Source organism: Micromonospora phytophila, from assembly GCF_023656545.1.
GTDB lineage: Bacteria > Actinomycetota > Actinomycetes > Mycobacteriales > Micromonosporaceae > Micromonospora > Micromonospora phytophila.
The window spans coordinates 32907-44438 of sequence record NZ_JAMOKF010000010.1 but is presented as its reverse complement, the minus strand read 5'-3'; the positions used below and the strand labels follow the sequence as shown (position 1 = coordinate 44438).

Annotated in this window: 11 protein-coding genes and 1 pseudogene; 9 read left to right on the top strand and 3 right to left on the bottom strand. The window is 71.8% G+C overall.

From position 1 onward, the window contains the following. Positions 1-344, top strand: a pseudogene (locus NCC78_RS03450) (DNA polymerase III subunit gamma and tau); the annotation flags it as partial. A 17-nt stretch (positions 345-361) separates the two neighbouring features. Here NCC78_RS03450 and NCC78_RS03445 read toward each other — a convergent pair. Continuing rightward, a complete protein-coding gene (locus NCC78_RS03445; RefSeq protein WP_250791696.1) occupies positions 362-1435 on the bottom strand; it encodes a DUF2332 domain-containing protein in 1074 nt (357 codons plus the stop codon). Positions 1436-1599: 164 nt separating this feature from the next. Between NCC78_RS03445 and NCC78_RS03440 the strand changes: the two genes are divergently transcribed. The 7 genes from NCC78_RS03440 (at position 1600) to NCC78_RS03410 (ending at position 8785) form a co-directional block, all read left to right on the top strand. Continuing rightward, positions 1600-1908: a YbaB/EbfC family nucleoid-associated protein gene (locus NCC78_RS03440; protein ID WP_250791695.1), complete on the top strand. Its 309-nt coding sequence runs from the start codon at positions 1600-1602 to the stop codon at positions 1906-1908. 8 nt (positions 1909-1916) lie between these two features. Then, a complete protein-coding gene (recR, locus tag NCC78_RS03435) occupies positions 1917-2510 on the top strand; it encodes a recombination mediator RecR (protein ID WP_250791694.1) in 594 nt (197 codons plus the stop codon). Between the two features lie 314 nt (positions 2511-2824). Continuing rightward, complete coding sequence (locus NCC78_RS03430) at positions 2825-4489, top strand: ABC transporter substrate-binding protein (protein ID WP_250791693.1); 1665 nt, start codon at positions 2825-2827, stop codon at positions 4487-4489. A gap of 81 nt (positions 4490-4570) precedes the next feature. Beyond that, on the top strand, positions 4571-5575 hold the full coding sequence (locus tag NCC78_RS03425) for an ABC transporter permease (protein WP_250791692.1): 1005 nt from the start codon (positions 4571-4573) through the stop codon (positions 5573-5575). Then, positions 5572-6528 (top strand): ABC transporter permease, encoded by a 957-nt coding sequence (locus tag NCC78_RS03420; protein ID WP_250791691.1) that lies wholly within the window; start codon positions 5572-5574, stop codon positions 6526-6528. Before NCC78_RS03425 ends, NCC78_RS03420 begins: the two co-directional genes overlap by 4 nt. A gap of 65 nt (positions 6529-6593) precedes the next feature. Then, positions 6594-7685 carry an ABC transporter ATP-binding protein gene (locus NCC78_RS03415; protein WP_250791690.1) on the top strand — a complete coding sequence of 364 codons (1092 nt, stop codon included), beginning with the start codon at positions 6594-6596 and terminating at the stop codon, positions 7683-7685. Then, positions 7682-8785, top strand: a complete 1104-nt coding sequence (locus NCC78_RS03410; protein ID WP_250791689.1) for an ABC transporter ATP-binding protein — start codon at positions 7682-7684, stop codon at positions 8783-8785. The genes NCC78_RS03415 and NCC78_RS03410 overlap by 4 nt, the downstream gene beginning before the upstream one ends. Positions 8786-8828: 43 nt before the next feature. Here the strand turns inward: NCC78_RS03410 and NCC78_RS03405 are convergent, their stop codons facing one another. Both NCC78_RS03405 and NCC78_RS03400 read right to left on the bottom strand, forming a co-directional pair. Next, a complete protein-coding gene (locus tag NCC78_RS03405) occupies positions 8829-9326 on the bottom strand; it encodes a hypothetical protein (protein ID WP_250791688.1) in 498 nt (165 codons plus the stop codon). Further along, entirely contained in the window at positions 9308-9967 is a 660-nt protein-coding gene (locus NCC78_RS03400; RefSeq protein ID WP_250791687.1) for an HNH endonuclease family protein, read from the bottom strand. Before NCC78_RS03400 ends, NCC78_RS03405 begins: the two co-directional genes overlap by 19 nt. 108 nt (positions 9968-10075) lie before the next feature. Between NCC78_RS03400 and NCC78_RS03395 the strand changes: the two genes are divergently transcribed. After that, positions 10076-11524: an MFS transporter gene (locus NCC78_RS03395; protein WP_250791686.1), complete on the top strand. Its 1449-nt coding sequence runs from the start codon at positions 10076-10078 to the stop codon at positions 11522-11524. Positions 11525-11532 lie beyond the last annotated feature (8 nt).

Below are 11532 nucleotides of genomic sequence, written 5' to 3'. Positions count from 1 at the left end.
TGAGCAGCGCGATCGCGGCGGCGCGGGCCGCCGCCGCGGCGGCCGGGACCGCGGCCGCGAAGGGTCCGCGTACCGCCCAGGCGACCCGGAAGACCGCGGACGCCGAGTGGGCGGGCGAGCCGCCGTACGACCCGGACTTCGACGGCCCGGTGCGCGGCGGTGGGGGACGCCCCGGCGGCGCCCAGCCGGCAGCCCCGTCCTACGAGGGCTTCGACCCGGGCGACGAGCCGCTGGACGAGGTGATCGACGAGCGCACCGCCCGGCAGTCCAGCGAGGAGCAGGCGGTGCAACTGCTCCGGGAGGCGTTCGGCGCCGAGAAGATCGACGAGGTCGACGCCCGCTGACGTGACCCCGGGTCGGATCAGGCGACCCAGGCGGGAAGCCCGTGCGGGTGCGCGACGGCGAGCAGCCGTTCGTCACCTGCGCCGAGCCGGGCGCGGAGCTGGAAGTGGTGCCGACCCTCGGTCGGGTACGGCTCGAACAGCAGGTGGGCCACCGGCGCGTCCGCGGTCGCGGCGCGGGCCAGCCGGTCGAGCTCGGCGGTGACCCGCGTCCACTCGTCGGCCGGCACGTACTGCCGCATCACCGAGTGCCACACCACGGTCAGCGTGCCGGAACGCGGCGCGACGCCGGCCAGGAAGTCCGCCGCGCCGACCGCCTCCACCCGCGCCGGCACCCGCCGGGCCAGCTCCAGGGCACCGTCCAGCCGTTGGGCCCGCGCGGTGTGCTCCGGCCACAGGTACGCGCGCAGCGCCAGCGCCCCCTGGGCGCTGCCCGGGTCGAGCGGCGTGACATCGCAGCCGAGCCGCTGCACCACGGTCAGCTCCGGGTACGCCCGTGCGGCGTCCCGCAGCCAGTCGGGCACGCCGTCCCGCCAGGCGCCCGGCAGCCGCACCGGGGAGTCGACGGGGCCCCAGGCGAAGTCGTCCGCCTCGACCCGGAACCGGTCGGCGCGCAGGTTCAACCCGGCGCTGGCTCCCAACTCGATCAGGCGGACCGGCAGGTCACCCGTTCCGGCCAGGGCGTGCAGCAGCCCGGCCAGCAGCAGGTTGGCCCGCCCGACCTCGTTGGTCTGCGGGGGCCGGGGCAGCCAACCTCGTACGGCGTCCCGCCGCTGCGCGAGGAGCGCCCGGAACGCGGACCAGGCGGCGTCCGCGTCCGCCGGGAAGTAGGTGCCGCCGGCGGACGGGTAGAAGCGGGTCAGGTCGGGCGCCTGCCCGGTGAGCACGAGGGCGTGCACGCCGCCGAGGATCCGCAGCGGCACGACCGCGTCGACGGGCAGGGTGTCGTACCCCTGGATCACCGCGGCGGTCGGGCCGCCCGCCCGGACGTCGTCCGCGGCGCGGACCAGCAGGTCGTGGTAGAGGCCGGCGTCCATGGCCGCGCAGGACCGGGCCTGCTGTCGCAGGACGGTGACGGCGTGCTCGACGGACATCCTCGGGCTCCCTCCGGTCGGTCCTGCGATCATCCGGCGGCGACGCCCGGCGCGGAAAGCACCGGGCGGGGCGAGGCTGCTCACAGCCGCTAGGCTGGTCGGCGGCCGAGCGAGCAGACGAGTGCGAGAAGGAGCCATCCGTGCGCCCAGGTGGACAGCCGAACATGCAGCAGATGCTGAAGCAGGCGCAGAAGATGCAGCAGCAGATCGCCAAGGCCCAGGCCGAGCTGGCCGAGGCCGAGCTGACCGGCACCTCGGGCGGCGGCCTGGTCACCGCGACCGTCTCCGGCTCCGGTGAGATCAAGAGCATCAAGATCGACCCGAAGGCGGTCGACCCGGAGGACGTGGAGACCCTGGAGGACCTGGTCGTCGCGGCCCTGCACAACGCCGCCGAGGCGGCCCGGGAGCTGACCGAGAAGAAGATGGGCCCGGTCACCGGCGGCATGGGCGGCCTCGGCCTGCCCGGTTTCTGAGCCGGCAGATGTACGAAGGTGCCATCCAGGACCTGATCGACGAGCTGGGTCGGCTGCCGGGCGTGGGCCCGAAGAGCGCCCAGCGGATCGCCTTCCACGTCCTGTCCGCGGACCCGGCCGACGTCAACCGGCTGGCCGGTGCGCTGCGCAAGGTCAAGGAGTTGGTGCGGTTCTGCACCACCTGCTACAACGTCGCCGAGTCCGACCAGTGCCGGATCTGCCGCGACCCGCGCCGCACCGACGAGGTGCTCTGCGTGGTCGAGGAGCCGAAGGACGTGGTGGCGATCGAGCGGACCGGTGAGTTCCGGGGCCGCTACCACGTGCTCGGCGGCGCGATCAACCCGCTGGAGGGGATCGGGCCGGACAATCTCCGCATCCGCGAGCTGATGACCCGGCTCAGTGGTGGCGTGGTGCGGGAGCTGATCCTGGCGACGGACCCGAACACCGAGGGCGAGGCGACCGCCACCTACCTGGCGCTGATGGTCAAGCCGATGGGCATCGCGGTGACCCGGTTGGCGAGCGGCCTGCCGGTCGGCGGCGACCTGGAGTACGCCGACGAGATTACTCTCGGCCGGGCCTTCGAGGGCCGTCGGGCCGTCTGAGTCGCGGTCGTTGGCCGGCACCGGATCCCCCGGTGCCGGCCACCGTCGTACGCGGCCCGTTTCGTCCACTTTGTGCTCTGACATGTGAACGAGCCAGGTGCCGATCGATGTAACAAATCTGCATCGTTGAACCCGGACAAACTGCCCCTTTGATGGTGGTCTGCGGCAGCTGTCGGCGCTGGCCGCAACAGGAAAGACACGATCCGGTACCAACCGCTTCTTCGCTGGTTTCCCGGCGGTCCGAACGGGGGCTAAGGTCACCGCCATCGGTGACCCCTGTCACCACGTTGTCCGTACCCCCAAGGAGAAGCACCATGCGTGCATCCAGGCCGAAGGCCGCGATCGCGGCCGTCGCGGTCGCGGCCCTCGCGGTAGCAGGCTGCGCCGAGAGCGACCGCGGTGACAGTTCCGGTGGAAGCAAGAAGGACACTCTCGTCTTCGGCGTAGCCGGAGACCCGAAGGTGCTCGACCCGAGCTTCGCCAGCGACGGTGAGTCGTTGCGTGTGGCGCGTCAGGTCTTCGAGACGCTGGTCCGTCCGGAGGAGGGTGGCACCAAGGTCACCCCCGGTCTGGCTGAGTCCTGGACTCCGGACGCCGCCGGCACGACCTGGACCTTCAAGCTGCGGTCCGGCGTGAAGTTCCACGACGGCGCCGAGTTCAACGCCGAGGCGGTCTGCAAGAACTTCGACCGCTGGTACAACGCCAAGGGCCTCATGCAGAGCCCGGACGTGACCGCCTACTGGCAGGACGTCATGGGCGGCTTCGCCAAGAACGAGGACCCGGAGCTGCCGCCGAGCCTCTTCAAGTCCTGCACCGCCAAGGACGCCACCACGGTCGACCTGGCCTTCACCCGGGTCTCCAGCAAGATCCCGGCCGCGCTGATGCTGCCGTCGTTCTCCATCCACAGCCCGAAGGCGCTGGAGCAGTACGACGCCAGCAACGTGGGCGGCACCGCGGAGGACATCAAGTACCCGTCTTACGCGACGGAGCACCCGACCGGCACCGGTCCGTTCAAGTTCAAGTCCTGGGACGTCGCGAACAAGACGCTGACCCTGGAGCGCAACGAGGACTACGCCGGCGACAAGGCCAAGCTGAAGACCCTCATCTTCAAGACCATCTCCGACGAGAACGCGCGCAAGCAGGCGCTGCGTTCCGGCGACATCCAGGGGTACGACCTGGTCGGCCCGGCCGACGTCGAGCCGCTGAAGGGCGAGGGCTTCAACGTCCTGACCCGCCCGGCCTTCAACATCCTCTACCTGGCGATCAACCAGAAGGGGAACCCGAAGCTCGCCGACGTCAAGGTCCGGCAGGCAATCGCGCACGCGCTGAACCGGCAGGCCCTGGTCGACTCGAAGCTGCCCCCGGGCGCCAAGGTCGCCGAGAACTTCATGCCGGACACCGTCGAGGGCTGGAACGGCGACGTCACCAAGTACGACTACAACCCGGAGAAGGCCAAGCAGCTGTTGGCCGAGGCCGGCGCGACGAACCTGACCCTGCGGTTCCACTACCCGACCGAGGTCACCCGGCCGTACATGCCGAACCCGAAGGACATCTTCGAGCTGCTCTCGGCGGACCTCAAGGCGGTCGGCATCAACGTCCAGGCCATCCCGCTGAAGTGGAGCCCGGACTACCTCAACGCCACCACCTCCGGCAGCAAGCACGACCTGCACTTCCTCGGCTGGACCGGTGACTACGGCGACGCGTACAACTTCATCGGCACCTTCTTCGACCGGCCGAAGGACGAGTGGGGCTACACCAACAAGGCCCTGTTCGACCAGTTCAAGGACGCCGACACCACCGCCGACGCGGCGGCCCGGACCGAGAAGTACAAGGCCCTCAACAAGGCCGTGATGGACTTCCTGCCCGGTGTCCCGGTGTCGCACTCGCCGCCGGCGATCGTGTTCGGCAAGGACGTGACCGGGGTCAAGGCGAGCCCGCTGACCGACGAGCGGTACGCCACCATCGAGTTCAAGTCCTGATCTGACGCACGCAAGGAACGCGGGCGGGCGCCGTTTCGACGGCGTCCGCCCGCAACCCTCCGCACCCACTTCGAGGCCGCCGTGTTCCGGTTCATCGTCAGACGCCTGCTGCAGCTGATACCCACGCTGTTCGGGCTCTCCCTCCTGCTCTTCATCTGGCTCCGTCGACTGCCCGGCGGTCCCGAGACCGCCATCCTCGGCGAGCGCGGGACGCCCGAGATGCGTGCCGCCATCCGCCGCAACATGGGCCTGGACGAGCCGATCCTGGTGCAGTACGGCCGGTTCGTCCGGCGGTTGATCCGGCTCGACCTCGGCACCTCCACCTCCACCAAGCGGACCGTCGTCACCGAGTTCGTCGAGCGGTTCCCCGGCACGGTGGAGCTGTCCATCGCGGCGATGCTGCTCGCGATCGGGATCGGCATCCCGTTGGGCTACCTGGCCGCCCGCCGGCGGGGGCGCTTCCTCGACCACGCCTCGGTCGGCGGCTCGCTGATCGGCATCTGCATCCCGGTCTTCTTCCTGGCGTACGTGCTGAAGGCGATCTTCGCGGAGAACCTCGGCTGGTTCCCGGCCAGCGGCCGGCAGGACCCGACCCTCGGCGCGACCCGGATCACCAACTTCTTCGTCCTCGACGGGCTGATGACCCGCGAGTGGGACGCCGCCGCCGACGCGCTCTGGCACCTGGTGCTGCCCGCCGTCGCGCTGGCCAGCATCCCGCTCGCGATCATCGTCCGGATCACCCGGGCCAGCGTGCTGGAGGTGCTCAACGAGGACTTCGTCCGCACCGCCGAGGCCAAGGGCCTGACCGAGAGCACCGTCCGGCGCCGGCACGTGCTGCGCAACTCCATGCTGCCGGTGGTCACCTCGATCGGCCTGCTCACCGGTGGCCTGCTCTCCGGCGCGGTGCTCACCGAGACCGTCTTCGCCTTCAGCGGCATCGGAGCCTTCATCTACGAGGCGATCAGCCAGCGCGACTATCCGGTGCTGATGGGCTTCATCCTGATCATCGCGGTGGTGTACGTGCTGGTGAATCTCCTGGTCGACCTCTCCTACAGCCTGATCGACCCGAGGGTGAGGGTCCGATGACGATCACCACCGGCAAGAAGAAGGAAAAGATCGACCGGCTCTCCGAGCTGGCCGCCCGGGACGACGAGCGCGGCGTCAGCCTCTGGAAGGAGGCGTTCCGCCGGCTGCGGCGCAACCCGGCGGCGATCGTCGGCGCGGTCATCCTGGGCCTGTTCCTGCTGGTCGCCGTCCTCGGGCCGTTCTTCGTCCCGTACGCCCCGGACGCCCAGCTCTGGAAGGGCGAGATCCGCCTCGGCGACTTCCCCGGACCACGGGCGGAGAACTGGTTCGGCGTCGACCACATCGGCCGCGACGAGTTCAGCCGCATGATCGTCGGTGCCCGGCAGACCCTGCTGGTCGGCGTGGTCTCCACCCTGATCGGTCTGGCCGTCGGCTCGCTGATCGGTGGCGTCGCCGGCGCCGCCGCCGGCCTCGGTGGCCGCTGGGGCCGGGCCGTCGACAACGTGCTGATGCGTTTCATCGACATGCTGCTGGCCATGCCAAGCCTGCTACTGGCGATCAGCATCGCCGCCCTGCTCGGCGCCGGCCTGACCACGGTCATGATCGCGGTCGGTGTGGTGTCGGTGCCGGTCTTCGCCCGGCTGCTGCGCGGCTCGATGATCTCCCAGGCCAACAGCGACTACGTCCTGGCGGCCGTCTCGCTGGGCGTGAAGAAGCCGAAGATCGCGCTGACCCACGTGGTGCCGAACTCGCTCGCCCCGGTCATCGTGCAGGCCACCCTGACCCTGGCCACCGCGATCATCGAGGCCGCGGCGCTCTCCTTCCTGGGGCTCGGCAACAACGACGCCTCCATCCCCGAGTGGGGCGTCATGCTCGCCGACGCGCAGCAGTACCTCGACTCCGCTCCCCGGCTGGCGGTCCTGCCCGCCCTCGCCATCATCGTCACCGCGCTGGGCTTCACCCTGCTCGGCGAGGCGATGCGCGAGGCCCTCGACCCGAAGCTGCGGAAGTAGGTGCCGCATGAGCACGAGAAGTGAGCTTGCGAGCCCCGCAGTCGCGAACGAAAGGCCGGCAGAGCATGGCGCTGCTTGATGTGGAAGATCTCTCCGTCACCTTCGCCCGGCGCGGTCAGCGCACCGTGCACGCCGTCGACGGAGTCTCCTTCTCGGTCGACGCCGGCGAGGTGGTCGGCCTGGTCGGCGAGTCCGGCTGCGGCAAGAGCGTCACGTCGCTGGCCCTGATGGGCCTGCTGCCCAAGCAGCCGGGGCTGCGGGTCGGCGGCAAGGCCGTCTTCGACGGCACCGACCTGCTCCAGCTCGACGACCGGTCGCGGCGGGACATCCGCGGCCGGGACATCGCGATGATCTTCCAGGACCCGCTCTCCTCCCTGAACCCGGTGATCCCGATCGGGTTGCAGGTGACCGAGGTGCTCACCCGGCACCGGGGGATGAAGGGCGCGGCGGCCGAGAAGGAGGCGGCGGCGCTGCTGGACCGGGTCGGCATCCCCGACCCGAAGCGGCGGCTGAAGGAGTACCCGCACCAGCTCTCCGGTGGCATGCGGCAGCGGGCCCTGATCGCCATGGCGGTGGCCTGCCAGCCCCGGCTCCTGATCGCCGACGAGCCGACCACCGCGCTGGACGTCACCATCCAGGCGCAGATCCTGGAGCTGCTCAAGGACCTGGTCCGGGACTCGGGCACCGCACTCGTCATGATCACGCACGACCTCGGTGTGGTCGCCGGCATGTGCGACACCGTCAACGTGCTCTACGCCGGTCGGGTGGTGGAGACGGCCCGCCGTCGGCCGCTCTTCCGTGAGCCGCGGCACCCGTACACCGTGGGGCTGCTCGGTTCGGTGCCGCGTCTGGACGCCGGGCGTGGCGAGCGGCTCAACCCGATCCCCGGGTCGGTCCGCGACGTGCTGCCCTGGCCGGACGGCTGCGCCTTCGCCCCGCGCTGCGCCCGCCGCGTGGACGAGTGCGTGGGCGAGCCCCCGGCGCTGGTCCTCGCCCATGACGGTCGCAGCTACCGCTGCGTCAACCCGGCGCCGGCGCCCGGCACCGTGCCCACCCCGGCCGCGACCGCCCCGGTCGTGGACGACCCGCTCGCCTCCGCCGCGGCGGAGGCGACCGCGAGCCCGGTGCCCGCCCCGCGCGAGGAGGAGAAGCCGTGACCGAGAGCGACATCCTCGTCGAGGTCCGCGACCTGAAGGTGCACTTCCCGATCAAGCGGGGGGTGATCTTCGACCGGACGGTCGGCCACGTGAAGGCGGTCGACGGGGTCGACCTGCGCATCGCGCGCGGCAAGACCTACGGGCTGGTCGGTGAGTCCGGCTGCGGCAAGTCCACGCTCGGCCGGGCGCTGCTCCAGCTCACCCCGCCCACCTCCGGTGAGGTCAGCTTCGACGGCGTCGAGCTGACCACGCTGCCGGCGGGCCGGCTGCGCACGATGCGTCGCCGGATGCAGATGATCTTCCAGGACCCGATGTCCAGCCTCGACCCCCGGCAGAACGTCGAGTCGATCCTCACCGAGGGGTTGCAGACCCACGGGATCGGCGGCAGCCGCGACGAGCGGCGGAAGATCATCGGCGAGACGCTGGACGCGGTGGGGCTGCCCCGCTGGGCGCTCTCCCGCTACCCGCACGAGTTCTCCGGCGGTCAGCGGCAGCGCATCGGCATCGCCCGGGCGCTGGTGCTCGGGCCCGAGCTGATCGTCGCCGACGAGCCGGTCTCCGCGCTCGACGTGTCGATCCAGGCCCAGGTGGTCAACCTCCTCGACGAACTCCAGGACAGCCTCGGCCTGACCTACCTGGTGATCGCGCACGACCTCGCGGTGGTCCGGCACATCTCCGACACGATCGGCGTGATGTACCTCGGCGCGCTGGTCGAGGAGGCGCCGGGCGACCGGCTCTACACCGAGCCGCTGCACCCGTACACGCGGGCGCTGATGTCGGCGGTGCCGGTGCCGGACCCGGACGTCGAGGACCGCCGGGAGCGGATCCTGCTCGCCGGTGACCTGCCCTCACCGGCCAACCCGCCGTCGGGCTGCCGGTTCCACACCCGCTGCCCGTGGGCGCAGCCGACCCGCTGCGCCGACGAGCGGCCGGTGCTGCGGGAGATCGGCGCCAGCCGGGTGGCCTGCCACTGGGCCGAGCAGATCGCGACCGGCGAGCTGCGTCCGCACAAGGTCAGCGCGCAGATCACCCGTCCGGCGGGCGAGGGCGAGGAGCCGCACGTCGTCTCCGCCCCCAGCGAGCCCGGCTCGTACGTCTGACCCACTCGCCGGTCGGCGGCCCGCTGGCCGCCGACCGGGGTGGTCAGCCCTCGGGGCGGTGCAGCAGGGCGACCGCGACGGTGTGCACCGCGTCCAGCCCCGCCGGGTCGGCCAGTGCCGCCCGGCCGCCGGTGACCGCGTACCACTCGTCGGCGTCCTTGTACTGCACCTTCAGCGTCACCTGGCCGTCGGCCTGCTCGGTACGCAGGGTCAGCTCGCCGGTGACCACGCCGACCTCGTCGGTCATCACCCCGCCCGGGCCGGGCACGATGTCGGCCGTCCGGCTCTGCGGTCCACCTGCCCCCGAGGCGTCGGCGCTCATCCCGGCACCCGGCACCGCGGCCGAGGGCGCGTCCGGGGTGTCCGCGCTCATCCCGGCGCCCGGCACGGCGGGGGCGGTCGCACCGTCCGCGCTCATGCCGGCCGAGGTCGCGCCGGCCGGTGGGCTGCCGGTGGCCGCCGCCGCGTCGTCGCCGCCGGCGTCCGGCACCTGCTCCGGGGCAGGAGTCGCCCCGGCTCCGGTCACGGCTTGCTCGCCCATGTGCAACCCTCCAACATGTCGGTCAGGGCGGCCTTCTCGGCGCTGGTCACCGTGAGCCGCCAGTGGTGCTTGACCGTCACCCAGTTTTCGGCGTACTGGCACCAGTACGACCGATTCGCCGGCTTCCACTGGGACGGATCCTGGTCACCCTTTGCCCGGTTGGAGCTCGCGGAAACCGCGATGAGCTGCGGCTGGTCGAGGTCGTTGGCGAAATCACCGCGTTTGGCGTCGTCCCACTCGTCGGCGCCGGAGCGCCACGCGTTGGCCAACGGCACCATGTGGTCCACGTCCACGTCGGACGGGTCGGTGAAGGCCCGGCCGTCGTAGACGCTCTCCCAGCGGCCGGCGACCACGTTGCAGCCGGAGAGCTTGATGTCCTCGCCGTCGCGGCGCAGCACGGTGTCGCGGACGTCGCAGTTCTTGCCGGTGTCCCGCCAGTGCGGGAAGCGTTCCCGGCTGTAGCCCCGCATCGACCCGGCGCCGGCCACCGTGAGCTGGCCCAGCTTCTGCGCCGCGTTGCCCCCGCTGCTGCTCGGCGGAGGCTCCGGCTCGTCGACCGGAACGCAGCCGGCCGCACCGAGCGCCAGCGCCGCGGCGAGCGCGGCCGTCACCGCGGCGCGCGGTCCTGATCTGGTACGCACAGTCGACACCTCTCCAGCTTGGGGGCTCCCGGCGATCCCGCACAGTACCCGGACGGGCTTTCGGCGTTTCGTGGCGTCTCTCATATCGTGCAGGGAAGATTGGACGCCATGACTGAATCCGGTCCAGGGCTGCGGATGGGCACGAACGCCGGACGGGGCACCCTGTTCGCGGCGGTCCTCGCCTCCGGGATCGTCTTCATGGACAGCACCGTGGTCAACGTGGCGCTGCCCCGGCTCGGTGAGGACCTCGGGGCCACCGTGCCGGGTCTGCAATGGACGGTCAACGGCTACCTGCTGATGCTCGCCGCGTTCGTGCTGCTGGGCGGGGCGCTCGGGGACCGCTTCGGCCGGCGGCGGATCTTCCTGCTCGGGGTGGTCTGGTTCACCGCGGCCTCGCTGCTCTGCGGTCTGGCCCAGGACACCACCCAGCTGGTCGCGGCCCGCTTCCTCCAGGGCGCCGGTGGCGCGCTGCTCACCCCGGGCTCGCTCGCGGTGCTCCAGGCCAGCTTCCACCCCGACGACCGGGGCCGGGCGATCGGGGCCTGGGCGGGCCTCTCCGGTGTCTCCACCGCGCTCGGCCCGTTCATCGGTGGTTGGCTGATCGACGCGTTCTCCTGGCGGTGGATCTTCTTCATCAACCTGCCGGTGGCCGTGCTGGTGATGCTGGACGCGCTGCGCTGGGTGCCGGAGAGCCGCGACGAGGCGGCCTCCCGGACCGAGGGCCCGGGGCACCGGCGCCGCCGGTTCGACGTGGCCGGCGCGCTGCTCGGCGCGGTCGCCCTGGCCGGCTTGACGTACGCGCTGATCGACGCCCCGGCACGCGGCGTCGACTCGGCGCCGGTGCTGGTGGCGGCGCTGGTCGGGGTCGTCGCCGCGGTGCTCTTCGTGCTGGTCGAGCACCGCCGGGGCGACAGCGCGATGCTCCCCACCGGGCTGTTCGGCAGCCGGCTCTTCTCGGTGTTGAACCTCTTCACCGTGCTGGTCTACGCGGCGCTCGGCGGGTTCACCTTCTTCCTCGCCGTCTACCTGCAGAACGTGGTCGGCTGGTCGGCGCTCCTCACCGGGATCGCCCTGCTGCCGATGACCGTGCTGCTGCTGGCCGGCTCCGCCCGGGCCGGCGCGCTGTCGGCGAAGATCGGTCCCCGGCTGCCGCTGGCCGTCGGGCCGGTGATCGCCGCCGCCGGGCTGCTGCTGCTCCGCGAAGTGGGTCAGGGCGCCTCGTACTGGCGGGACGTGCTGCCCGGGGTGCTGCTCTTCGGGGCCGGGCTGACCCTGGTGGTGGCGCCGTTGACCGCCTCGGTGCTGGCGGCGGTCTCCGACCGGTTCGCCGGGGTGGCGAGCGGCTTCAACAACGCCGCGTCCCGGGCCGGTGGTCTGCTGGCGGTGGCCGCCCTCCCGCTGCTGGTCGGGCTCTCCGGCACCGGTTACGCGCAGCGGGACGAGCTGACCAGCGCCTACCGGGGCGCGATGCTCTGGTGCGCCGGGCTGCTGCTGGCCGGCGCGGCCCTGGCCGGCCTGCTCATCCACCGCCCACCGCGCCAGGCGCCCCCGTCGTAGCCGTGCCC